This is a genomic window from Mannheimia sp. E30BD (assembly GCF_041807785.1).
In the GTDB taxonomy this organism is placed as follows: domain Bacteria; phylum Pseudomonadota; class Gammaproteobacteria; order Enterobacterales; family Pasteurellaceae; genus Mannheimia.
Genome location: NZ_JBGTYX010000008.1, coordinates 66,047 through 90,029, shown reverse-complemented (window position 1 = coordinate 90,029; position 23,983 = coordinate 66,047). Strand labels below are relative to the sequence as shown.

Below are 23,983 nucleotides of genomic sequence, written 5' to 3'. Positions count from 1 at the left end.
TGCAACGCATTGCAAATCACTCAATTTAGAGGATAAAAAATGACTCCTGTTGTTGCCCTAGTAGGCAGACCAAACGTAGGTAAATCCACCTTATTTAACCGCTTAACCCGCACTCGAGATGCCTTAGTGGCAGACTTTCCCGGCTTAACCCGAGACCGTAAATATGGGCACGCTAACATTGCCGGCTATGATTTTATTGTAATCGACACAGGCGGTATTGACGGCACAGAAGAGGGCGTGGAAGAGAAAATGGCAGAACAATCGCTCCTTGCGATTGAAGAAGCTGATGTTGTGCTTTTCTTAGTTGATGCCCGTGCCGGCTTATTACCCGCCGATGTTGGCATTGCTCAATACTTACGCCAACGTGAAAAAACCACTGTTGTGGTAGCAAATAAAACCGATGGTATTGATGCAGACTCTCACTGTGCAGAGTTTTATCAACTTGGCTTGGGCGAAGTGGAGCAAATTGCTGCAGCTCAAGGGCGTGGCGTTACTCAACTTATCGAGCAAGTTCTTGCCCCTATCGGTGAACAATTAAATGCCGATCAAGCGGTCGATTCTGATGAAAATTCTGCAAATGATGAAGAAGCAGATGAATGGGATACTGATTTCGACTTTGATAACGAAGAAGATACCGCATTATTAGATGAAGCCTTAGAAGAAGATGCGGAAGAGTCAATTGAAGATAAAAATATCAAGATTGCTATTGTCGGTCGCCCAAATGTGGGTAAATCAACCTTGACTAACCGTATTTTAGGCGAAGATCGTGTAGTTGTTTATGATATGCCCGGCACAACCCGTGATTCTATCTACATTCCAATGGAACGTGATGGTCAGCAATACACTATTATTGATACCGCTGGTGTGCGTAAGCGTGGTAAAGTGAATTTAGCGGTTGAAAAATTTTCGGTTATCAAAACACTACAGGCGATTCAAGATGCGAACGTAGTGCTTTTAACCATTGATGCTCGTGAAGGGATTTCAGATCAAGACTTATCACTACTCGGCTTTATTTTAAATGCAGGCCGTTCACTTGTGATTGTCGTGAATAAATGGGACGGTTTATCGCAAGATATTAAAGATCAAGTAAAATCTGAGCTTGATCGCCGCCTAGATTTTATTGATTTTGCCCGTGTGCATTTTATTTCAGCTTTACACGGTTCTGGTGTGGGGAATTTATTTGATTCGGTTAAAGAAGCCTATGCTTGTGCAACCCAAAAAACCTCGACGTCAATGCTAACGCGTATTTTACGTATGGCAGCAGACGAACACCAACCGCCATTGGTAAATGGTCGCCGAGTAAAATTAAAATATGCTCACCCGGGTGGTTATAATCCGCCAATTATTGTGATTCACGGTAACCAAGTAGAAAAATTAGCGGATTCTTACAAACGCTATTTGAGTAACTATTTCCGTAAGAGTTTAAAAATTATCGGCTCGCCAATTCGCATTTTATTCCAAGAAGGGAATAACCCATTTGCGGGTAAAAAAAATAAACTTACGCCGAACCAATTACGCAAACGTAAGCGTTTGATGAAGTTTATTAAGAAAGCGAAGAAATAACATCTAACGATAGCACAAGTGCCCCTGCCTGTGCTAAAACATCCTGATATTGGCACAAGCGTGAACGCTTGCGCCATCATTAATTTGAGATATTAACTATGATGATGCAATACTCTCCAAAATTTAATAATGCTAAAGTATTAGTACTAGGCGATGTAATGTTAGACCGTTACTGGTTTGGTGCAACAAATCGAATTTCTCCGGAAGCCCCTGTGCCTGTTGTTAAGGTGCAAGATATTGAAGAACGTGCTGGTGGTGCGGCAAACGTGGCAATGAATATTGCAAGTCTTGGTGTGCCTGTTACCCTTCACGGTTTAATTGGTCAAGACGATGCAGGGCGTGCGTTAGATACATTGCTTAATTCACACAATATTCAAAATCATTGTGTGGCAATTAATTCACATCCAACCATTACTAAATTGCGAATTTTATCTCGTCATCAGCAGTTATTACGTTTAGATTTTGAAGAAGGTTTTCAGAATGTTGATTCAACGGATCTACTTGCAAAACTTTCGCAAGAAATAACCGCTTACGGAGCATTAATCTTATCAGATTACGGTAAAGGCACTCTTGAATCGGTGCAACAAATGATCCAAATTGCACGCAAAGCGAATGTGCCTGTATTAATCGATCCGAAAGGCACTGATTTTGAACGCTATCGTGGGGCAACCTTACTCACGCCAAATATGTCGGAATTTGAAGCCGTTGTTGGGCATTGTAAAGATGACGATGAAATCGTAACTAAAGGCTTAAAAATGATTGCGGATTTTGAGCTTTCTGCCCTACTTGTTACTCGCTCAGAGAAAGGAATGACGTTACTTCGCCCAAATCAAGAAGCTTATCACTTACCGACTCAAGCAAAAGAAGTTTATGATGTAACCGGTGCGGGCGATACGGTAATTAGCGTGTTAGCAACTGCTATTGCAGATGGTAGAGCTTATGAAGAGGCTTGCTATTTAGCGAATGCAGCCGCTGGTGTTGTAGTTGGTAAACTAGGTACATCAACGGTTAGCCCTGTTGAGTTAGAAAATGCTATTCATCAGCGTGCAACAACAGGGTTTGGTGTTGTATCGGAAGATGAGCTTAAAGCGATTGTATTGGAAGCAAAAAAACGTGGCGAGAAAATTGTAATGACAAACGGTTGTTTTGATATTCTCCACCCGGGACACGTTTCTTATTTAGAAAATGCTCGCAAACTAGGCGACCGCTTAATTGTCGCCGTTAATACCGATAATTCCGTTAAACGCTTAAAAGGCGAATCTCGCCCAATTAATGATTTAGATGCACGAATGGCGGTGCTTGCAGGGCTTGCCTCTGTAGATTGGGTTGTACCTTTTGATGAAGATACACCACAACGCTTAATTGGCGAAATCCTGCCTGATTTATTAGTAAAAGGGGGGGATTATAAACCTGAAGAGATCGCAGGTAGCCAAGAAGTTTGGGCAAACGGTGGAGAAGTTCAAGTGCTAAACTTTGAAAACGGCTGCTCTACCACCAATGTGATTAAGAAAATTCAATCATTATAGTATGGAAAAAATCATTATTGATACAGAACAATTTCAGCGAATGATTTCTCGTATTTCTCATCAAATTATTGAGAAACACGGGAATTTGCAAAATGTTGTGATTGTAGGTATTAAACGCCGAGGCGCTGAAATTGCGGAATTAATTCAAAAACGCATTGTAGAACTATCACAAATCCAATTACCTAGTATGGCACTGGATATTACGTTCTATCGTGATGATTTGGATTTAATCTACCAAGATCCTGTGTTTAAAGGGGCTGATAATCAAATTAATATCAATGGCAAAAAGGTCATTTTAGTTGATGATGTATTATTTACGGGCAGAACGATTCGTGCAGCCTTAGATGCCTTGCTTGATTTTGGTAGAGCTGCCAGAATTGAATTGGTTATTTTAGTGGATCGGGGTCATCGAGAATTGCCCATTCGAGCTGATTATGTGGGAAAAAATATCCCTACAGCGAAGAATGAGCAGATCAAAGTTCATACTTTAAGTTATGATGGGGTAAATCAAGTGGTCTTAGCTCCTGCAACGGATAAAGAAAGTGCTTAATTTAAGTGAACCTTTTCGATAAACTTACCTCTAAGAAAAGGATTACTTATTTATTTCCATTAGGATTGTTATAAAAATGAAATTCGTAAAATCATTATTTGCTGTTGCAGTTGCAACAATAAGTCTTACCCAAACTGCCCACACCTTTGAAGAGCGTGTGGTTGCGTTAGTAAACGATATCCCTGTAATGCAAAGCCAAGTTAAACGTGTACTTGGCAAAAAGAAAGTAACAGAAGCCTCTCATCGTGCAGCAGTCGATCAAGTCATTGACGATATGCTAATACAACAAGCAATGAAAGAAGCTAATGTAAAAGTTAGCCCTGCGGCAGTTGATCAAGCAGTTGAAAATGTAGCTATTCAAAATGGCATTACCTACGGTCAATTATTAGATGCATTAGATTACCAAGGCATTACCTTAGAACAATTTAAACGTAATATTGCTAATCAAATGGCTATGGAGCAAGTTCGTCATTTTAGCATTGGTCAATCAATCCAAGTCTCCCCGCAACAAGTTCAATCTTTAGCAAAAGAGTTAATGGCAAAAGATAAAGCAGCGGGTAAATTAAAAACCGTAACGGGTAAAGAACATCGTGTTAGCCATATTTTGCTAAAAACCAACCCAATTTTAAATGATGCTCAAGCCAAAGCAAAATTAAACAGCTTAATTGCGGATATTAATTCAGGTAAAATAACTTTTGAAGAAGCCGCAAAAATCAACTCTGTAGATTATGCTTCAGGTGCAGATGGCGGTGATTTAGGTTTTAACTTTTTAGAAATCTACGATCCTGCATTTACAAAAGTAGCCTCTAGGATGAAAACCAATCAAATTTCTGCGCCATTTCAATCACAATTTGGTTGGCATATTCTAAAAGTAACTGATATTCGTGATGGCGACAGAACTGAAGATGCTTACCATCAACGAGCTTATCAGCAACTTGTAAATAAACAAGCCGAAGAAGCATCTAAAGATTGGGTAAAAGCATTACGAAAAACAGCAAATATCCAATATGTTGGTCAATAATTAGAAATTTTATAAGAACCTCGCCTAGCGGGGTTCTTTTCTTATTTCGAAAAGGATAACTTTTAAAAGGATAACAATGAGTTCACAAAATTCAAAAAAACATTTAGGTCATACCGCTCGTAAGCGTTTCGGACAAAACTTTTTGCACGATATGAATGTCATTCACAGCATTGTTTCTGCTATTAACCCGAAAAAAGACGAATTTCTATTAGAAATCGGTCCGGGTTTAGCGGCATTAACCGAACCTGTTGCAGAATTAGTTGATAAACTAACTGTGGTTGAAATTGACCGTGATTTGGCTGAACGCTTACGTCATCATCCATTCTTAAGTCAAAAACTAACCGTTATTGAGCAAGATGCATTACGTTTTAATTTTCGTGAATATTTTGAAAGCCAAAATGTCGAAAAAGATACCGTGAGAGTTTTTGGTAATTTACCTTATAACATCTCTACGCCATTGATTTTCCATTTATTGACCTTCCACGATCTGATTAAAGATATGCACTTTATGTTGCAAAAAGAGGTGGTAAAACGTTTATGTGCCGCACCAAATAGCAAAGCATACGGCAGATTAACCATTATGGCACAATATTACTGCCAAGTCATTCCTGTGCTTGAAGTACCGCCAAGTGCTTTCAAACCTGCACCAAAAGTGGACTCTGCCGTTGTGCGCTTAGTGCCTTATAATCAATTACCGTACCCAGCGAAAGATATTTACTGGTTAAACCGTGTTACAACACAAGCCTTTAACCAACGCCGTAAAACGTTACGCAATGCTCTTTCAACGTTATTTACTGCAGAGCAATTAGAAGCATTAGGCATTGATTTAACAGCCCGTGCAGAAAATTTGACTATTGCTGATTATGTTCGATTAGCTAACTGGCTCTATGAAAATCCACCAGCTATTGATACATCAGAAGAATTGGTTGATGAAGATTATTAAAAAGTAAAACAACAAGCGGTCATATTTGGTAAACAATTTACAAAATATAACCGCTTGTATTTTATATGAAAATTAAAAAACTATTTCGTACCGAAAATTTTATCGCCTGCATCACCTAAGCCCGGAATGATATAGCCTTTTTCGTTTAAGTGGCTGTCGATTGAAGCAGTATAAAGCTCTACATCTGGATGAGCTTCTTCTAACACTTTAATCCCTTCGGGAGCGGCAACCAATACCAATACTTTAATATGTTTACAACCTGCTTTTTTCAGTAGATCAATAGTTGCAACCATTGAACCGCCTGTTGCTAACATTGGGTCTGTGATAATCGCCAAACGCTCATCTACATCATTTGCTAACTTTGAAAAGTATGGCACAGGTTTTAGCGTTTCTTCATCACGGTAAATCCCTACTACACTAATTCTCGCACTTGGAATGTGTTCCAATACACCGTCCATCATACCCAAACCAGCACGTAGAATTGGCACAACCGTTACTTTTTTTCCTTTGATACGCTCAACAGGGATTTTATTTCCGCTCCAGCCGTTGATCTCTACAGTTTCCATTTCAAGATCTTTGGTCGCTTCATAAGTGAGTAGGCTGCCAACTTCATTGGCTAATTCACGGAAATCTTTGGTGCTGATTTCAGCTTCACGCATTAAACCTAATTTATGTTTTACAAGCGGGTGTTTTACTTCAACAATTTTCATTTTAAGCTCCTTAATTATTCAAATTTAGCTCTTATTTACTTGTGATTTAGCCAGTTCTTCATCTCTTAATACTCGGCGAAGAATTTTACCAACATTACTTTTTGGTAGCTCATCACGGAATTCAATATCTCTTGGGATTTTATAGCCTGTTAAGAATTGACGGCAGTAAGTACGAAGCTCATCACGAGTTAGGCTTTCATCTTTTTTCGTTACAAAAATTTTAATGCTTTCGCCCGAAGCCTCACTCGGCACGCCAATCGCAACAACCTCATTTACTTTTGGATTTTGCGAAATAACTTCCTCAATTTCAGTTGGGTAAACATTAAAGCCTGAGACGATAATCATATCTTTTTTACGATCAACAATGCGTAAATTCAGATCTTCTCCCATCACAACAATATCGCCTGTTGCCATCCAACCATCTTTTAACACTTCTGTGGTGTCTTTAGGGCGATTCCAATAACCCTGCATCACTTGAGGACCTTTAACCACTAGTTCCCCTCGCTCGCCTAATGGCACATCGTTTCCTTCATCATCAACAATACGAATATCTGTATTTGGCACAGGTACACCAATCGAGCCTGAATACTCTACCGAATCACTTCGTGTGGCAGAAATAAGCGGCGAACATTCTGTCATTCCATAGCCTTCTATAATGTGAACACCTGTTAAATCGTGCCAACATTTAGCAACACTTGATTGAATCGCCGCACCACCACCAACACTTAATTTTAAGTGAGAAAAATCGACTTCTTTCAAACTTTCATTATTAAGTAGGGCATTAAATAAGGTATTAACGCCGGTAATAACAGATACTCTGTATTTTTTGAGTTCTTTAATAAAGCCCGGGATATCTCGTGGATTTGTGATTAATAACCCTGTCAACCCTAACTCAATAAAGAGCAAACAGTTCAATGAAAGGGCTAAAACGTGGTATAGCGGTAATGGTACAAGGCCAATCAACCCCGTTGCATTACCTAATAAAGGTTCAACAATCCATCTGGCTTGCATCATATTCGCAATCAAGTTTTGATGAGTGAGCATCGCCCCTTTCGCTACACCTGTTGTGCCACCTGTGTATTGTAAAAAGGCAAGGTCAGAGCTTACTATTGTAGGTTTTACATATTGTCTTTGTTTACCGATACTTAAAACCTCTCTAAAACTCACAGCATGGGGCAACTTATATTTAGGCACTAATTTTTTCACATACTTCACAACAAAGTTTACTAAAGTACGCTTTCCGAATGAGAGCTGATCGCCCATTCTGGTTAAAATAACGTGTTTAATATTTGTGTTGAACACCACTTTTTCTAAAGTAGCCGCAAAGTTCGATACAATAACAATCGCTTTTGCCCCACTATCATTTAGCTGATGTTCTAATTCACGTGGAGTGTAAAGCGGATTAACGTTGACTACGACTAAACCTGCACGCAACGCACCGAATAATGCTATCGGATATTGCAATAGATTTGGCATCATTAAGGCAATACGGTCGCCTTTTTGTAAACGTAATTCATTTTGTAAATAGGCGGCGAAAGATCGGCTACGCTCTTCTAATTTACGATAGGTTAGAATTTGCCCCATATTAATATAAGCTGGAATATCCGGGTGGCGTTTTATCGCCGCTTCAAACACCTCTACTAACGATTCATATTGATTTGTTTCTATTGTTTTTGGTGAATAAGGGGGATAATTGTTAAACCATACTTTTTCCATTTTAGTCTCCTAAACCTTGCCTAAAAAGATAGGCGAAAAATGTACTTGCCGGCTGTATTTGTTAATCAATTTTCTAACAGCCCAAAATGAGATGCCTGTAAACAGCAATATTGCGAATAATACTATAAGTTCATTTGCAAAAAATTGAGAAAATCCGACCGCTGTTACCACTAATACAAAAAGTGGAATGCCATAAATTAAAAAAACACTTTTGAGTAAGGTATTTTCCGATAGCCCTAATTTGACTTTATCACCGACATTTAAAGGCTCATCAACTGCAATACTAAAACGGGGCGCTATTTTTTCTCCGGCTAACGCTGATAATGCTTTTGTACCACAAGCTGCTTTTGTTACACAACCACCACAGCCACTTTTTGCATAGCATTGCACAATAGCGATACCATTACGATATTCCACAACGGTCGCTTCTTCTATCATCATTGAGAATCTCCTTCTCTAAACTGAATATTTGTTAAAATGTGCTTAGCCGTCTCTAACGGCACATTGCCAATAATCACAATATCCCTATTATTAATTGTTTGATTCAAAATAGTTAATTTACCTTGTTGCCAAGCATAGTTGTCAAAATTAACACCTTGAACTGGCATAACATAAATAGTAAAACTGGATAGACCATCACTATATAAACGACTATCAACATACTCACTATCAAATTGATAAGCAGTTCCACTTACTGTTTGGCTCTGCACTAATCGAAAACCTATTGGTAGCTCATTCACCTCCCAATTATAAGGCGATGCCATCTTGTATTTTTGAGTGGAAGTTAATGTGGGAAGCATTAAAGCCTCAATTGCATTAGCAATCATCGCAATTTCCTGAGATTGATAAAGTTGTAACACCCGAAATTCTTCTAAGACCACACTATCTTCATTTTGTAGCTGGCTTTTTAACAATAAATTGGTCTCTTCATCAATCCAAAGTGTGTAAGAATAGCGGAAATTATCTTTAGGTAAAATGCGAATAACTTTTGCTATCCTATCTGAAATACGATCTTTACCGGCATCTAAAAAGATATAGCCTTTTAAGTGGTGATAATCAGCATAAATAACATTAGGTAGGTTATCTAAAATATGGAGGCTACTTAAACTAAAAGGACGGAAGTTGTATCCTAAATAACTAACATTGTTTTCTTTCAGGATAATTTCTTCTCGATTGTGATCAAGATTGAGTAATTGAGCATACTCTTTATCATTCACAAATGCGTGACGGAAACGGAAAGATTCAACGCTGGTATCTTGCTGAAGAATATAGAACAATTCGTAATTTGATTTTTTATGAGCTTCAGTCATTGAGGATAAATATAGCAAAGGCGTTTTAATTCCTGTGTCCGCCAATGCAAAAGTAGAACAAACGAAAATAGCAATGAGCATCAAAAAATATTTTCTTATCTTAATAAACATATTTATTCTCAAACCAAATTAAACTGATTTATTCTATCAAAAATTTTAGACTATTTCGCTATTTGCAAGTAATTTCTTGTTTTTTCGCTACATTTACATACAAAAAGCCACATAATTAATTGTTAATTATGTGGCTTCTCTTGTTATCTGAATCTATCTTATTTTTGCTGTTCTACTTGATTTGAAGAAGTTCTCGCTTTCTGCTTTTCCTCTTCTGATAAGGTTACACCTTGTACCGCATTTGTACGACGTTGTAACTCATAATTTTCTAATAACGCATTGATTTTACGTTGTTGAAGTTCAAGCTGTTCAGCAGTCGGCTGCTCTTTCTCAGGTCCATTATAGCTTACCGCTTCAACCGAATTACTGAAAGGTAATGTTTGCAATACCGGCTGAGTTTGAGCCACATCCTCACTAGTATTAAATGAATTTACACCAAATACAACAACTAAGCAGACTGAAGCAGCAATACCTGCCTGCATAATTGGCGTTCCCCAACGTTTGAGTTTAAGCAATAAACCTCTTGATTTTTCCACATTCTCTTGAGATTCAATTTCTTTATTTTCAAGTAGTGCTTCCATTTTGGTAGAAAAATCTACACCTAAGATAGCTTCATCGCCCTGCATCACGCTGCGAATAGTATGATAGCTTGCCCATTTTTGCTGTAATTCAGGGCTATTAATTAAGGTTTCTACAAACTCTTTATCAACATTCTGCCCGTCCATATAAGCAGAAAGGTATTCGTGTTGAGTAATGCGTTGTTGCATAATCGGCTCCAATGATTTCTGAGATTTTTTTAAAACTATTTTATTTCTATTTGACTTACTGCATAAGAGGCTGGACTTTTGCATCAATTGCTTCCCTTGCACGGAAAATACGTGAACGTACTGTTCCTACTGGGCATTCCATCACTTCTGCGATTTCTTCATAACTTAAACCTTCTAGCTCTCTTAAACGAATAGCGGTTCTAAGCTCATCAGGTAAATTTTCAATCGTATCAAAGACAACTTTCTTTAACTCTTCGGATAGCACCAAATTTTCAGGTGTATCACTTTCACGAAGCTGCGTACCAACATCATAGCTTTCAGCATCTTCGGCTAAAATATCTTCTTTAGGCGGTCTTCTACCTAACGAAGTTAAATGATTTTTTGCGGTATTAACCGCAATACGGTAAAGCCAGGTATAGAATGCACTTTCCCCACGAAACGATTCTAAGGAACGGTAGGCTTTAATAAAAGATTCTTGCACAATGTCAGGAATATCGTCTCTTGCAACATAACGAGTGAGTAAACCTGCTACTCTGTTTTGATAACGTACTACAAGTAAATTAAATGCTTTTTTATCACCTTTTTGTGCTTTTTCGACTAATTCTTGGTCGGTGATCTGCTCGCTCAACTGCGGACTCTCCTAATAATAATGTGTCAATACCATTGCACACTTCTTTAGTGTGTGCTTTTTTCTAAAAGTTCCAATTAATTGGTAAATTTTTTAACCTTTTTATTTTTTAATAAAACAAATAATAAGCGGTCGGATTTTAACGAAATTTTGCAAAAATTTCAAAAAATCTGACCGCTTGTATTGCCTTGAAAATAACAAATTATAATTTATTATTTCTTCCCTTTTATATCCGCCACTTTTTGTGAGCGATAAATTGCATTGATGGCATGAATTAATGCTCGTGCAGAACTTTCTACGATGTCTGTAGCTAAACCAACACCGTGAAATTTTCTGCCTTCATATTCCACTACAATATCCACTTGTCCTAAGGCTTCTGCACCCTCGCCTTTTGCTGTAAGATTGTAGTGAGACATTTTAAGTTCCATACCCACAATGTTCATAATGGCATTGTAAGTGGCATCCACTGGTCCATTTCCTCCTTGAGAAGTAGCACTTTGACGAACACCGTCTAACTCTACTTGTACAAATGCAGAAGCCGGTAAACCGCTAATTAATTGGGTTGTAATCACATCTAGTTTTAGTCTATCCTCTTCTCCTTGTTGCATATCAATGAATGCTAGAGCTTCTAGATCATAGTCAAATACCTGCCCTTTTTTATCTGCAAGCTGTAGGAAAGCCTCATAGAGTTTATCTAAATCGTAATCCGCTTCGGTATAGCCCATATCCGCCATATGTCCTTTCACTGCCGCACGACCTGAACGAGCAGTTAAGTTTAGCTTCTCTTTCTTCAAGCCAATAGTTTCTGGCGACATAATCTCGTAGGTATTTTTATTTTTCAGCATACCATCTTGGTGAATACCTGATGAGTGAGCAAACGCATTACTACCTACAATCGCTTTATTTGGTTGAATCGGCATATTGCAAAGCTGGCTCACCATTTGGCTGATACGGTGAATTTCTTGAGTATTAATGCGAGTATCAACGCCCATAAACTCTTGGCGGGTTTTAATTGCCATCACCACTTCTTCTAATGCCGTATTACCTGCACGTTCGCCAATACCATTAATGGTACATTCAATCTGTCTCGCCCCGTTTTGTACTGCCGTTAAAGAGTTAGCAGTTGCCATTCCTAAATCGTTATGGCAATGTACAGAAACAATCGCTTTATCAATATTTGGCACACGGTTCATTACTTGATGAATAATATTGCCATATTCATTCGGTAAGCAGAAACCAACGGTATCAGGAATATTAACTGTCGTTGCTCCTGCATCGATTGCCGCTTCTACAATACGGCAAATGTTATCAATCCCTGTACGACCGGCATCTTCACAGGAAAACTCAACATCATCAGTATAATTTCTGGCACGTTTTACCGCAGCAACCGCCATTTCGACTACATCATCAAATGAACGCTTTAATTTAGCCTCAACGTGTAATGCCGAGCTGGCAATAAAGGTATGAATACGGAATGCTTCTGCTACTTTTAAGGCTTCATAAGCTGCATCAATATCTTTTGCGACCGCTCGGGAAAGTGCCGCCACCCGGCTGTTTTTGATATGACGAGCGATGGTTTGTACTGATTCAAAATCCCCCGCTGAAGAAACCGGAAAACCGACTTCCATCACATCAACCCCTAAACGCTCTAAAGCAAGGGCAATTTGCAATTTTTCTTTTACGGTTAAACTTGCTTTTAATGATTGTTCGCCATCACGCAATGTTGTATCAAAAATAATAATGTTATTGTTGCTCATAATAAAACCTTCATTTTATTGGATAAAAAAAGCCCGCATTTTTAAGTGCGGGCAAGAATGTGGATAGTCCATTTACTTTTTCCAACCAATCTTTATCCTCGCACAGAATACGATAATAGAGATAATCGGAGTAAGGTAAAATTTTCCATATGTTGTGTTGTGTGTTTATGTTTGCATTGTTATTTGGTAAGTGTGTGTATATTATCGGCATCCCACTCAAAGTCAATAGCATTTTTCACTTTGCGCAACCGTTTACACCCCACTTAAAACTGGTCTAATTAGATTATTTTATTGAAAACATCTTATTTTTTAGTGAAAAAATCTATCCAGCTACAAAGGTATAATACAAAGCATTAATTTTAATAAAAAAACAGTATTTAACATTTCATCAAAAATTTTATAAAAAAATGTAAATTTTTTAGTTTCCTTTGAAGTTTAAGATTAAATTTGATAGCCTTTCTTCCAATTTTTATATAAAGGATAGCAAGATGACCCTACCATTTCGTGCCATTATTTCCGATCTCGATGGTACGCTATTAAATGCACATCATAAAATTGGCAATTTTACGATTGAGACATTAGAAAAATTATCGCAAAAAGGCGTAGATATCTTTTTTGCCACAGGCAGGAATTACCCTGATGTTTCTCATATTATCAACAAAGTAAATGTTAAAAATGCAATGCTGGTTACCTCAAATGGGGCAAGAGCAAACAATTTGGAGGGTAAAAAAATTGTTAGCCACTACTTACCAGAAGATATCGCTGTTGAGTTAATGAATATTAAATTTGACGATAAAAATGTTTGCCTAAACAGCTATCAAGGCGATGAATGGTTTATTAATAAAGAAATTCCAGAGCTAAAACATTTCCACCAAGAATCCGGTTTTGGCTACCAAGTAGCGGATTTTTCTAACCATCACGGCAGAGAAACAGAAAAAGTCTTTTTTATCGGTAAAACGGCTGAAGCCTTAATCCCGATTGAAAATTACATTCAAGAAACCTATGGCAGTTGTGTACAGATGACTTATTCCGCACTACTCTGCCTTGAAGTAATGGCTAAAGGTGTATGCAAAGCAAATGCATTAGAAGAGTTAGTGAAACTGCGTGGATATACATTAAAAGATTGTATCGCCTTTGGCGATGGTATGAATGACGTAGAAATGTTAAACTTAGCGGGCAAAGGCTGTCTAATGGCAAATGCCGATCCTCGTTTAAAATTAGCATTACCAAACAATGAAGTGATTGGTTTCAATAAAGATGAGGCTGTCGCTAGTTATATCCGTGAAATCTTTGATATCATCTAAAATTGCAAATTTTTCTAAAAAAACGACCGCTTGTAGCACAACATATCACAAAGGAAAAGTATGAAACGTAAAACATTAGCCACGTTGGTGCTAATTGCCGCTATCGGAATAGGAGGATATTTTTACTACAATCAGCAAAATAATGAACAACAAATTCATTATATTACTGAGGCAGTTGCTCGAGCTGAAATCAATAAAAATGTACTTGCCACAGGTTCAGTGCGAGCCAGCAAACGCACAGAGGTTGGGGCTCAAGTTTCAGGTAAAATCCAAAAACTCTATGTAGAATTAGGACAAGCAGTTAAACAAGGTGATTTAATTGCCGATATTGACTCAAGTAACCAAAGCAATAATTTAAGCACCGCTCAAGCCCAACTCGCCTCATACAAAGCGCAGCTTACTTCTGCACAAGTTGCCCTTGAAGTGGCTCAATCTAATTACAATCGATTAAGCAAATTATATAAAGCAAACAGCACGTCTTTAACCGAATTGGAAACGGCGAAAAATACGTTTGCCTCAGCCAAAGCAACGGTTGATAACATCAAAGCACAGTTAAAATCGGCAGAAATTTCAGTTAATGATGCTCAAACCAATTTAAATTATACTCAAATCATCTCGCCAATGGACGGAGTGATTGTCTCTGTACCTGTTTCTGTTGGGCAAACAGTTAATTCTAATCAAACTTCGCCAACAATTGTGCAAGTGGCTGATTTATCTAAAATGTTGATTAAACTTGAGATTTCAGAAGGTGATATTGCTCAGGTTAAAGTTGGGCAACAAGTTAAATTTACTACCCTTGCTGAGCCTAATCGAGAATATTTAGCAACAATTGATTCTGTTGATCCTGCTCTCACAACCCTTACTGATAACAACTACACCGAACAGTCAGGAAATACGGAAGCGATTTATTACTATGCCAATGTATCGATTGATAATACCGATAACAGCCTACGCATTGGAATGACAACCCAAGCTCAAATTACCATTGATAAGCGAGAACAGGTTTTAGTTGTTCCCACCAATGTGATTAAAAAACGTGGAAAAGAAAATTATGTATTGGTACTAGAAAATGGGAAATCCGTTGAAAAACCAATAGAAATCGGTATTTCAGATACTCAAAACACGGAAGTGCTATCAGGATTAAGTGAGAACGAGGCTATAATTGTTACACAAAGAGGAGAGAATGAACAAGTAAGCTCTACTAGAAGAGCAAGAATATTTTAGCATATAGGGCAAAATAGTTGGTCTTTTTGAACTTTATGCCCTATAAAATAAGCCCTTGCTTTTGGCAATGGCTTATTTTTTGTTATCGCTCTTGTAATGCTTGCTTCATTCTCGTTATCGGCTTAATTAAAGGGGCTGTAGTAGATTAGCCCTAAATCTCACACCATTTTCGCAACGTTTTGAGCTGTTCTTTTGGTGTGCCAAAGTTAAACCGAAATTCACATTCCTTCAAGAATAAAGGGAAATTTTTTCGGTTAATTCCGTTATATTTTCGGAGTACTCGCTTCGCTTGATTCCAAAAATTTTCAATGCCATTGATATGGTTTTGTTTCTCCGCAAAAAGTTCGGAATGGTTGATTCGCTCGTGATGAAATTCGCTCACATCAAGGGCATTATAGCGACGATAGGTATCCGTATAAACCCAGCTGTCAGGCTTGATTTTCCTTGTAATGACCTGCATTAGCGTTTCTGATTTGGTATTTTCTACCACTACGGCAAACACCTTTCCTTGACGCTTCAACAAACCGAATACAGCGACTTTCCCAGCCGCACCTCGCCCTCGTTTTCCTTTGCGATGACCACCAAAATAGCTTTCATCTACCTCAATTTTTCCCTCAAAAATTTCATGAGCTTCAAGGGCTAAATGGTGTTCAATGACCAGCCTAATTTTGTGGTAAAACAGGGCTGCCGTATTGGGTTGAATACCTAATAAATCAGCAGCGGTTCTAGCGGTCACTTCAGCAACAAAAAATTCAAGAAGCTTTTTCTGCAAAGATTTCTTTAATTTACAATGGGTTATCTTCATTTTTGTAGTATAGCAGTGATGCTAATCTACTACAGCCCCAAAAATATTTATAACAAGAAAAATCTTTTTCTGCTAAACCAAGTATATTTTGAGTATACCCAAAATATTTAACTATTTTATATAAATCTACAATTAAAGAAACATTTCAAAATCAAACTCAGATTTTTATAAGATAAAACACATCTATTTAACTGTTAATTTACATTGATTTACATTTAGAAACCAAATCCAAGCACAAAAAAAACAGAATAAAAAACCAAGAAAACCCAAAAAGCAGAATAAAAAACTGCCCCCCCCCCCCCCAGAAATGAAACATCCTGCTATTTAATGCTTTTCTAAAACCCAATTGTAAAATTAGGTAAATGTTTGTAAAAACAGTAACATAACCACTTAAAAAGCAAACACCTCAATAAGTTGGATAATTACCCAATTTATTGAGGTGTTTTATACTGGCTATAGCCTCTATGACTTACTCTTTGTCGTTTTTTATCTTCGCAAAAATCATTGCTAAGATAGGACCTGAAATATTGTGCCAGAAGCTAAATACTGCACTTGGTACGGCAATTACAGGGTTCGCTTTAAAGTGTAATGCGGCAAGAGCTGCCCCCAAGCCCGAGTTCTGCATACCCACTTCAATTGCCACCGCTTTGCTGTCTGCAATAGGTAGTTTGAATAAACGGCTCGCTAAATAGCCGATTAAATAACCTAGACCGTTATGTAACGCCACAACTGCAAAAATTAATAAACCAGACTCAATAATACGATCACGGCTAACTGATACCACAGCCGTTACAATTAACACGATCGCAATAACTGAAATTAACGGCATTGTTTGGCTGAATTGTTCTACTTTTTGCTTGAAGATAGTACGAATAACAACGCCAACAAAAATAGGCAATAGCACCATTTGTAATACCGAGATAAACATCGCTGTTGCATTAATTTCTAACCATTGGCTCGCAAATAAGTAGAAAATCGCAGGAGTTAAAACAGGTGCTAATAACGTAGAAATAGTTGTACAAGCCACCGATAAAGCCGTGTTACCACGAGCTAAATAGGTCATTACATTTGATGATGTACCACCCGGGCAGCAGCCTACTAAAATCACACCAATGGCTAAATCTGGCGGTAAGTTAAATGCTTTTGCTAATCCGTAAGCAATGCTCGGCATTACCACGAATTGAGCGATAACACCAATAATCACTGATTTTGGATTTTTCGTTACTTCCGCAAAATCTTTAAATGTTAAGGTTAAACCCATTCCAAGCATCACAATCCCTAATAGGTAAGGAATCCAAGGAACGAATTGTTTAAAGGTTTCAGGATATTGTGCTGCGATGAAAGCAAAAACCACCACCCAAATAGCGAAAGTTTTGCTGATAAATTGTGTAAATTTTAATAATGTTTGCATATAGCCTCTTTTCATTGTTAGATTTTTGTTAAAAGAATTATAAGGCTACCTGAGTTTAATTTAAAAGTGAATAGCGGGTAGAAATCTATAGCATTAATTACCTATTTTTGATTATAATGCACCTGTTTATCAGTAATAAAAATAAGGGTATTCTCTATGAAAAATCTTAAACTTTCTGTCATTAGTCTTACAACATTATTTGCTTTAACCGCTTGTTCGCATACGCATAAAAATAGCGATGAACACCACCAAATGGTGTTACAAGAACAAGCCACACTAGGAATTAACTGGATGCAACAATCCGGTGAATACCAAGCCCTTGCCCATCAGGCATTCAACACTGCCAAAGTGGCATTTGATCAAGCCAAAGTGAAAAAAGGCAAGAAAAAAGCCGTTGTGGTTGATTTAGATGAAACAATGGTAGATAACAGCCCTTACGCTGGCTGGCAAGTGAAAAATCATAAAGCCTTTGATGGTGAGAGCTGGACTCGTTGGGTAAATGCACGCCAAACAGGAGCCATTGCAGGGGCTGTTGAGTTTAACAACTATGTAAACAGCAACAAAGGCACAGTATTTTATGTTTCAAACCGTAAAGATGACGGCGAAAAAGCAGGCACTATCGATGATATGAACAAACTCGGCTTTACCGGCGTGAGTGAAAAAACCTTATTCTTGAAAAAAGACAAATCAAACAAAACGCCTCGCTTTGAAGAGATCGAAAAACAAGGCTATGAAATCGTGCTTTATGTGGGCGATAATCTAAACGACTTTGGCGATGCAACCTACCGTAAATCAAATGCAGAACGCCGTGCATTTGTGGCTGAAAATAGCAAATTATTCGGCAAAAAATTCATTGTATTACCAAACCCTAACTACGGCGATTGGGAAGGTGGTTTAGATAAAGACTACTACAAAAGCAATGCAGAAAGCCGTATTAAAATCCGCCACGATGCGATCAAAGCGTGGGACGGCAAATAACTCGCTAAATCATTCGTAAAAAACAACTAGAAAACGACCGCTTGTCAATCTTTTAGCCGATTACAAGCGGTCATTTTTCTATAAAATTTTGCAAAAGTTTGTTAGGATACCCAAACTTTCAATTCATACTAAAAGCAATAAGGAACGACCAATGACCGCAATGAAAATTACCCTTTCCCAACAAGCCGCCCCTGAAGTTTGGGGAAAGAATGCCCTGCTTTCTGTTAATGATGGGGGCTTTATCGTTCACAATTATAAAAAGGATTTAGCCACCATTCAAAAAGCCGCCCGTAAAATTAAAAATCAAGGTATTTTGAATGTGGCATTAGTTGGCGATGGTTGGAATGTAGAAGAATGCTGGGCGTTCCATCAAGGCTTTCACTCAGTTAAAAATCAAGGTTCGGTGGAATATCCAGATTTAGGCGAGCAACAAACAGAATTTGATAACCGTGTAAAATGTGCCACTTTTGTGCGTGAGTTAATTAATGAGCCTTCCGATACGCTAACGCCTGAAAAACTAGCACAACAAGCGGTTGAATTTATTCAAAAAATTGCAAAACCAAATAGCGTTTCTTATGAAATCATTCGTGGCGAAGCGTTGAAAGAACAAGGCTATCACGGAATTTGGACTGTTGGAAAAGGGTCTGCTAATCCGCCTGCATTCTTAGCATTAGACTTTAATCCAACCAATGATAAAAACGCTCCCGTGCTTGCTTGCTTAGTGGGTAAAGGCATTACCTTTGACACGGGCGGTTACAGCCTGAAGCCAAGTGATGGAATGAGTACAATGCGTACCGATATGGGCGGAGCGGCACTCTTAACAGGTTCACTTACCTTTGCCATTTCTCGTGGTTTAAACAAGCGTGTAAAACTCTATCTCTGCTGTGCAGAAAATATGGTTAGCCACAATGCGTTCAAGTTAGGCGATATTATCACTTACCGCAACGGTGTTACCGTTGAAGTGCTAAATACCGATGCCGAAGGGCGTTTAGTATTAGCTGATGGTTTAATTGATGCTTCAAAACAAAATCCGCAATTTATTATTGATGCAGCAACACTCACAGGTGCGGCAAAAGTAGCAGTAGGCAACGATTACCACTCTGTGCTTTCTATGGACGATAACCTAACCAACGCCCTATTTAACTCTGCGAAAGAAGAAAACGAGCCTTTCTGGCGTTTACCCTTTGAATATTTCCACAGAGGACAAATTACCTCCTCTTTTGCAGATATTGCAAACACAGGCACAATTCCTGTAGGGGCTGGAGCAAGCACCGCAACCGCATTTTTATCTTACTTTGTGGAAAATTATCAACAAAATTGGTTGCATATTGATGCTTCCGCCACATTCCGTAAAACTGCCAATGATTTATGGGCAGTTGGTGCAACAGGGCTTGGTATCAAAACCATCGCCAATTTATTGCTTTCTAAGTAAATATAAAACTGACAAGCAGTTACTTTTTACTAAAAATTTGCAAAAAATCAGCAAAATTTGACCGCTTGTTATCAAACAAAAAGGAAGAATGTGGCTAAATCCAATTACATTACCCGAGCAGGCTGGCAAGCCCTCGATCAAGAACTTAAGTTTTTGTGGAAAGAAGAACGCCCACAAGTTACCCAAGCGGTTTCTGATGCGGCAGCATTAGGCGATCGCAGTGAAAATGCGGAATATATTTACGGCAAACGCCGTTTGAGAGAAATTGACCGCCGAGTGCGTTTTCTTTCTAAGCGATTAGAAGTACTGCAAATCGTGGACTACCACCCCAAACAAGAAGGCAAAGTCTTTTTCGGGGCTTGGGTTGAACTCGAAAATGAAGAGGGCGAAGCCAAGCAATACCGCATTGTTGGCTGTGATGAGTTTGACCCTGCTAAAAACTGGATTTCGATTGATTCCCCTGTTGCCAGAGCGTTAATCGGCAAACAAGTTGATGACGAAATTCGAGTAGAAACACCCGTTGGCAAAGTGTTGCTTTACATTAATAAGATTTGGTATGAGCAAGTGAGTTAATACCAGTAGGGGCGAAAAATTTTTCGCCCCTACGCATATCTACCCAAATAACCTATCCATTTCTTCAATTAATGTTTTGCTTGGTTTATCAAAATAAACGCCGTTGTCAGTTTCTCCATTCATTGCTCGTAAAAATAGATACGCCACACCACCAAAATCACGTTCGTAATCGTAATTTTCGCCCAAGCGAGCCGTCAGATAACGGTGTACTGCAAGGGTATAAAGCAAATATTGTAAATCATAACGCTGTCTGCCCATCTCTCGCTGAATGTTTTCTTTCGTATAATTTTGTAGCAGATAACCTAAGAAATTCGATTTATAATCAATAAGATAAAATTTCCCATTCTGTTGCACAATGCAATCCACAAACCCACGCACAAAGCCTTCTAATTGCGGTAATTGCAGCTCGGGCAAGTTTTTCGCTAACGGGCTATGTTGTTTTAGTAACGTATTTAATTGGTGTAAAGCTTTATCATTTTTTAGGCGTAAATAGAATTGCCATTCATTTAATCGCTTCGCTTCATCAATCTCTTTTAAAGAGAAATTAGCTTCCGCCAAAGGGGTCGAAAGTATACGTTCAAACCACAATGATGTTGGCTCAATCCACTCTTCGTTTAACCCTAGTTGCTCACAAACTTTCGCAATACTTTCTCTGTCAATTAGTTCGCTAAATCGGCAATGCTCAAAAAAGCCGTGTAACACCGTCCCCACTTTAATACCGTGTGGGAATTGGAAGGGCGAAAAAGCATCAGTTTCCAACGTATAATCTGGCTCAATAACGTCAATATGCACATCTCTATCTTGGGCTAATTCCATCACTCTATCTTCTCTTCCTTCACTAAAACGCTCGTGCTGTGCATAAAGTGAAGTAAAGCTGGTGATCTGCCCTACTACTCGAATATTGCCATTAAAGGTTTTGGCTTGGTAATGCTCTTCTGTTTTATTATTTTCCCAACGGCTAAATGGTAATTGCTCTTCCACTTCAATCATATCGGCTGAAATCTGTTTTTGAGCAAAATAATCCGCCACGCTTGATTTTTCTTTCGGTAACTCGCCTTCTGCTAATAAATAATGCAACGGACTCCAACCTGAAATCATTTTTGGTAACACTAAATTAAGCTGTGATTCCGCACGGGTTAATGCCACATAAAACAGACGAAGATCTTCCGCATAGGCTTCATTTTGGATTTGCTCTTTTGCCTCTTCTTCGCCTAAATACCAATCCAGCTCGCCTTGTGCATTGCGGTATAAGCCTAAATTTGCTTTCGTATCGCCCTCACTTTTTTCTGCGGCAAACGGCAACCAAACAATAGGATACTGCAAGCCTTTTGAGCCGTGAATCGTTACAATTTTGATCAACTCCTCTTCGCTTTCAAGACGAAGTTGCTGTTCATCATTAAAATCTGGAGAGCTGATTTGCTTTTCATACCAACGCACCAGCTCGGTTTCTGATTCCAATGTTTGCGATGTTTCTTGTAGAATTTCAGTTAAATGCAATAAGTCGGTAATTAGCCTATCAGCGTTCGCTAAACTTTTTAATCGCTCAATAATACCTTGCTCCAAATAGATTTTATGCAGCATCGGCAAAATGCCCTGCTCTTTCCAAATGGAGCTGTATTCCACAAACTGATTAACCTTTAAATCCCACAGCATTTCGTTTTCTTTGTAGCGATAAATCTCTGCTGCACTTAGCCCCCAAAGGGTTGAACCTAAGGCAGAGAATAAGGCTTTATAGTTGTAAGGATTCAGCCCTGCTTGTAAGATCCTGCAAAGCTCTTTCGCAATTTCCGAGCCAAATACAGACGCCGATTCCGCCAAATAAACCGATTTTATATTCCGCTTCGCTAAGGCTTTTTTAATGCGTTTTGCCTGAGAGCCTTTTCTCACCAAAATGGCAATATCTTTTGGCTCAAACGGTTTGAATTCACCATTTTTCTCAATGCCAAATTTTCCCTCACTCATTGCATTAAGCTGTTGATGAATTTGATACGCACAAATTTCTGCCACATCATCGAGCTTGGTTTTCTCGCTGGTGTAGCAAATAAAATGCCCTTGCTCGCTAATCAGCTTGCCTTTGTTGCTATCTGCTTCAACAGGGTGAAAGCCAATATCTTCATAAAGAAATGGCGGTTTTTCCCCATTTGCAAAATTAAACAAATTATTGACCGCTTGTACCACCTCAGGCAACGAGCGCCAGTTTTTGCCAAGCGTAAATTGCTCGCTCGCCTGTTTTGCCGCTCTTAAATAAGTGAAAATATCCGCCCCACGGAATTTATAAATAGATTGTTTTGGATCGCCAATCATAATAAAACCGTTATCGCTCTGCTCCGCCATAAAAATTTGGCTGAAAATTTCATATTGGGTGAGATCGGTATCTTGGAACTCATCAATCATCGCAAACGGATAAATGGAACGAATTTTTTGGGCTAAGGCTTTGCCTGTTTGCGGATTTTTCAACGCTTGGTTCAGCATTGTCAGCAAATCATCAAAACCACGTTGCGGGTGCGATTGCTTATAGTTTGCTAACTTATTTTTTAAACCGATTAGGAATTGATAGAGTAAAATAGATTTTAAGCTGTGTTCAAATTGCTCTTTGTAAGCGGTCAAAAATGCCTGATTTTTTACAAGTTGAGGTAAATCCATCGGCTCGCAGCTTTTCTTCGTGCCTGCGGCAATTTTCACTGATGTGAACAAATAGAACTCATCAGGCAAATAACGGTTTGCCGAATTTGCCCATTGATTCATTGCAATCACACCTGCTTCAAAAGTCGCAGGGCGATACCAACCGCCGTGTAACGTTGTTTTATTTTTAAGATCTTGCCTAATTGCTTCTATTAGCTCTTCACTATGGCTTTTCCAGTAAGATTTTACCTCATCTATGAACCGATTATATTCCGCTAACTGCTCAGAAAAATATTGATTTAAAAAGGCTTTCGGCTCTGGCAATTCACTAGATAAATAATGTCTTACTGCACTTAACGCACTTTCTGGCGTGATTAATTCAGCCGAAATAATTTCACTTTCTGTTACGCCTTGCGGATAAAACTGCTCTCGCCACACCTCTTCGCTTAATTTTTTCAGTAAATCGCTTTGGTTAGGCTGTAAATCTAAATCAAATCGTACGCCTGATTCAAAAGCGAATTGCACCAACATTTTTTGGCAAAAGCCGTGAATGGTAAACACACTGGCGGTATCAATTTCCCGTTCGGCAATGCTTAAACGCAATAAAGCCTCGTGAATATCCTTAATTTGCGGATAAAGTTGCTCTAAAAATGTAAGATTATTAGCATAAGACTTACCTGCCGTTTCCTCTTCTGCCACTTTATCTTTAAAAAAATCGGCACATTGCTGAATATTTTTTCGGATACGGTTTTTCAGCTCTTCCGTTGCCGCTTTGGTAAAGGTTACCACTAAAATTTGCTCAACGGTAAGCGGCACACAGCCCACGCCGAGCAATAAACGTAAGTAAATATTGGCAATCGTAAAGGTTTTACCTGTACCGGCAGAGGCTTCTATTAAGACAGATTTGTTTAAAGGTAATGTAATAGGATTTAGATTTTGCATAACTTACCAACAGAAAAATAACTAATAATTAGATTTTATCGGTAAAGAAAAAGAATGGCTAGTATGAAGTAAATTTACTATTTTTTAATC

20 protein-coding genes are annotated in these 23,983 nt (G+C 38.5%); 10 read left to right on the top strand and 10 right to left on the bottom strand.

What is annotated here, in order from left to right:
* Nucleotides 1-39 precede the first annotated feature (39 nt).
* The 5 genes from der (at nt 40) to rsmA (ending at nt 5,603) form a co-directional block, all read left to right on the top strand.
* On the top strand, nt 40-1,563 hold the full coding sequence (gene der, locus ACERCG_RS06935; protein WP_373611323.1) for a ribosome biogenesis GTPase Der: 1,524 nt from the start codon (nt 40-42) through the stop codon (nt 1,561-1,563).
* Between the two features lie 98 nt (nt 1,564-1,661).
* Nucleotides 1,662-3,089 carry a bifunctional D-glycero-beta-D-manno-heptose-7-phosphate kinase/D-glycero-beta-D-manno-heptose 1-phosphate adenylyltransferase HldE gene (hldE, locus tag ACERCG_RS06930; protein ID WP_373611322.1) on the top strand — a complete coding sequence of 476 codons (1,428 nt, stop codon included), beginning with the start codon at nt 1,662-1,664 and terminating at the stop codon, nt 3,087-3,089.
* A 1-nt stretch (nt 3,090) separates the two neighbouring features.
* Nucleotides 3,091-3,639 carry a bifunctional pyr operon transcriptional regulator/uracil phosphoribosyltransferase PyrR gene (pyrR, locus tag ACERCG_RS06925; protein WP_373611321.1) on the top strand — a complete coding sequence of 183 codons (549 nt, stop codon included), beginning with the start codon at nt 3,091-3,093 and terminating at the stop codon, nt 3,637-3,639.
* 76 nt (nt 3,640-3,715) lie between these two features.
* The gene (locus tag ACERCG_RS06920; protein WP_373611320.1) at nt 3,716-4,660 is read left to right on the top strand and encodes a peptidylprolyl isomerase; all 945 of its coding nucleotides are present in this window, start codon (nt 3,716-3,718) and stop codon (nt 4,658-4,660) included.
* A 76-nt stretch (nt 4,661-4,736) separates the two neighbouring features.
* On the top strand, nt 4,737-5,603 hold the full coding sequence (gene rsmA, locus ACERCG_RS06915; protein ID WP_373611319.1) for a 16S rRNA (adenine(1518)-N(6)/adenine(1519)-N(6))-dimethyltransferase RsmA: 867 nt from the start codon (nt 4,737-4,739) through the stop codon (nt 5,601-5,603).
* A gap of 80 nt (nt 5,604-5,683) precedes the next feature.
* Here the strand turns inward: rsmA and upp are convergent, their stop codons facing one another.
* The 7 genes from upp to leuA form a co-directional block, all read right to left on the bottom strand.
* Entirely contained in the window at nt 5,684-6,313 is a 630-nt protein-coding gene (upp, locus tag ACERCG_RS06910) for a uracil phosphoribosyltransferase (protein WP_373611318.1), read from the bottom strand.
* Nucleotides 6,314-6,337: 24 nt separating this feature from the next.
* A complete protein-coding gene (gene fadD, locus ACERCG_RS06905) occupies nt 6,338-8,029 on the bottom strand; it encodes a long-chain-fatty-acid--CoA ligase FadD (protein ID WP_373611317.1) in 1,692 nt (563 codons plus the stop codon).
* A 9-nt stretch (nt 8,030-8,038) separates the two neighbouring features.
* Nucleotides 8,039-8,470, bottom strand: a complete 432-nt coding sequence (locus ACERCG_RS06900; protein ID WP_373611316.1) for a SoxR reducing system RseC family protein — start codon at nt 8,468-8,470, stop codon at nt 8,039-8,041.
* Nucleotides 8,467-9,450 (bottom strand): MucB/RseB C-terminal domain-containing protein, encoded by a 984-nt coding sequence (locus ACERCG_RS06895; protein ID WP_373611315.1) that lies wholly within the window; start codon nt 9,448-9,450, stop codon nt 8,467-8,469. The genes ACERCG_RS06900 and ACERCG_RS06895 overlap by 4 nt, the downstream gene beginning before the upstream one ends.
* 158 nt (nt 9,451-9,608) lie before the next feature.
* Nucleotides 9,609-10,217, bottom strand: a complete 609-nt coding sequence (locus tag ACERCG_RS06890) for a sigma-E factor negative regulatory protein (protein ID WP_373611314.1) — start codon at nt 10,215-10,217, stop codon at nt 9,609-9,611.
* A 55-nt stretch (nt 10,218-10,272) separates the two neighbouring features.
* On the bottom strand, nt 10,273-10,845 hold the full coding sequence (rpoE, locus tag ACERCG_RS06885) for an RNA polymerase sigma factor RpoE (protein ID WP_373611313.1): 573 nt from the start codon (nt 10,843-10,845) through the stop codon (nt 10,273-10,275).
* A gap of 212 nt (nt 10,846-11,057) precedes the next feature.
* Nucleotides 11,058-12,602 carry a 2-isopropylmalate synthase gene (gene leuA / locus ACERCG_RS06880; protein ID WP_373611312.1) on the bottom strand — a complete coding sequence of 515 codons (1,545 nt, stop codon included), beginning with the start codon at nt 12,600-12,602 and terminating at the stop codon, nt 11,058-11,060.
* Between the two features lie 488 nt (nt 12,603-13,090).
* Between leuA and ACERCG_RS06875 the strand changes: the two genes are divergently transcribed.
* A complete protein-coding gene (locus tag ACERCG_RS06875; RefSeq protein ID WP_373611311.1) occupies nt 13,091-13,906 on the top strand; it encodes a Cof-type HAD-IIB family hydrolase in 816 nt (271 codons plus the stop codon).
* Between the two features lie 60 nt (nt 13,907-13,966).
* The gene (locus ACERCG_RS06870; protein ID WP_373611310.1) at nt 13,967-15,130 is read left to right on the top strand and encodes an efflux RND transporter periplasmic adaptor subunit; all 1,164 of its coding nucleotides are present in this window, start codon (nt 13,967-13,969) and stop codon (nt 15,128-15,130) included.
* 151 nt (nt 15,131-15,281) lie between these two features.
* Here the strand turns inward: ACERCG_RS06870 and ACERCG_RS06865 are convergent, their stop codons facing one another.
* Complete coding sequence (locus ACERCG_RS06865; protein ID WP_373611309.1) at nt 15,282-15,935, bottom strand: IS1595 family transposase; 654 nt, start codon at nt 15,933-15,935, stop codon at nt 15,282-15,284.
* A 469-nt stretch (nt 15,936-16,404) separates the two neighbouring features.
* Complete coding sequence (locus ACERCG_RS06860) at nt 16,405-17,346, bottom strand: bile acid:sodium symporter family protein (RefSeq protein WP_373611308.1); 942 nt, start codon at nt 17,344-17,346, stop codon at nt 16,405-16,407.
* 156 nt (nt 17,347-17,502) lie between these two features.
* Here ACERCG_RS06860 and ACERCG_RS06855 point away from each other — a divergent pair, with 156 nt between their 5' ends.
* The 3 genes from ACERCG_RS06855 to greB all read left to right on the top strand — a co-directional run bounded on the left by ACERCG_RS06855 (nt 17,503) and on the right by greB (nt 20,329).
* Nucleotides 17,503-18,324 carry a 5'-nucleotidase, lipoprotein e(P4) family gene (locus tag ACERCG_RS06855; protein WP_373611307.1) on the top strand — a complete coding sequence of 274 codons (822 nt, stop codon included), beginning with the start codon at nt 17,503-17,505 and terminating at the stop codon, nt 18,322-18,324.
* A 151-nt stretch (nt 18,325-18,475) separates the two neighbouring features.
* Nucleotides 18,476-19,756, top strand: a complete 1,281-nt coding sequence (gene pepB / locus ACERCG_RS06850; protein WP_373611306.1) for an aminopeptidase PepB — start codon at nt 18,476-18,478, stop codon at nt 19,754-19,756.
* 90 nt (nt 19,757-19,846) lie between these two features.
* A complete protein-coding gene (greB, locus tag ACERCG_RS06845) occupies nt 19,847-20,329 on the top strand; it encodes a transcription elongation factor GreB (RefSeq protein ID WP_373611305.1) in 483 nt (160 codons plus the stop codon).
* Between the two features lie 39 nt (nt 20,330-20,368).
* Here the strand turns inward: greB and recB are convergent, their stop codons facing one another.
* Nucleotides 20,369-23,893, bottom strand: a complete 3,525-nt coding sequence (recB, locus tag ACERCG_RS06840; RefSeq protein WP_373611304.1) for an exodeoxyribonuclease V subunit beta — start codon at nt 23,891-23,893, stop codon at nt 20,369-20,371.
* Between the last annotated feature and the right edge of the window lie 90 nt (nt 23,894-23,983).

Bases quoted from the DNA above. Each gene is read 5' to 3' on its own strand.
- upp (WP_373611318.1), bottom strand. From the start codon at position 6,313: ATGAAAATTGTTGAAGTAAAACACCCGCTTGTAAAACATAAATTAGGT.
- ACERCG_RS06900 (WP_373611316.1), bottom strand. From the start codon at position 8,470: ATGATGATAGAAGAAGCGACCGTTGTGGAATATCGTAATGGTATCGCT.
- ACERCG_RS06920 (WP_373611320.1), top strand. From the start codon at position 3,716: ATGAAATTCGTAAAATCATTATTTGCTGTTGCAGTTGCAACAATAAGT.
- hldE (WP_373611322.1), top strand. From the start codon at position 1,662: ATGATGATGCAATACTCTCCAAAATTTAATAATGCTAAAGTATTAGTA.
- fadD (WP_373611317.1), bottom strand. From the start codon at position 8,029: ATGGAAAAAGTATGGTTTAACAATTATCCCCCTTATTCACCAAAAACA.
- ACERCG_RS06860 (WP_373611308.1), bottom strand. From the start codon at position 17,346: ATGCAAACATTATTAAAATTTACACAATTTATCAGCAAAACTTTCGCT.
- ACERCG_RS06865 (WP_373611309.1), bottom strand. From the start codon at position 15,935: ATGAAGATAACCCATTGTAAATTAAAGAAATCTTTGCAGAAAAAGCTT.
- recB (WP_373611304.1), bottom strand. From the start codon at position 23,893: ATGCAAAATCTAAATCCTATTACATTACCTTTAAACAAATCTGTCTTA.
- der (WP_373611323.1), top strand. From the start codon at position 40: ATGACTCCTGTTGTTGCCCTAGTAGGCAGACCAAACGTAGGTAAATCC.
- rsmA (WP_373611319.1), top strand. From the start codon at position 4,737: ATGAGTTCACAAAATTCAAAAAAACATTTAGGTCATACCGCTCGTAAG.
- pyrR (WP_373611321.1), top strand. From the start codon at position 3,091: ATGGAAAAAATCATTATTGATACAGAACAATTTCAGCGAATGATTTCT.
- pepB (WP_373611306.1), top strand. From the start codon at position 18,476: ATGACCGCAATGAAAATTACCCTTTCCCAACAAGCCGCCCCTGAAGTT.
- ACERCG_RS06895 (WP_373611315.1), bottom strand. From the start codon at position 9,450: ATGTTTATTAAGATAAGAAAATATTTTTTGATGCTCATTGCTATTTTC.
- ACERCG_RS06875 (WP_373611311.1), top strand. From the start codon at position 13,091: ATGACCCTACCATTTCGTGCCATTATTTCCGATCTCGATGGTACGCTA.
- ACERCG_RS06870 (WP_373611310.1), top strand. From the start codon at position 13,967: ATGAAACGTAAAACATTAGCCACGTTGGTGCTAATTGCCGCTATCGGA.
- ACERCG_RS06890 (WP_373611314.1), bottom strand. From the start codon at position 10,217: ATGCAACAACGCATTACTCAACACGAATACCTTTCTGCTTATATGGAC.
- leuA (WP_373611312.1), bottom strand. From the start codon at position 12,602: ATGAGCAACAATAACATTATTATTTTTGATACAACATTGCGTGATGGC.
- ACERCG_RS06855 (WP_373611307.1), top strand. From the start codon at position 17,503: ATGAAAAATCTTAAACTTTCTGTCATTAGTCTTACAACATTATTTGCT.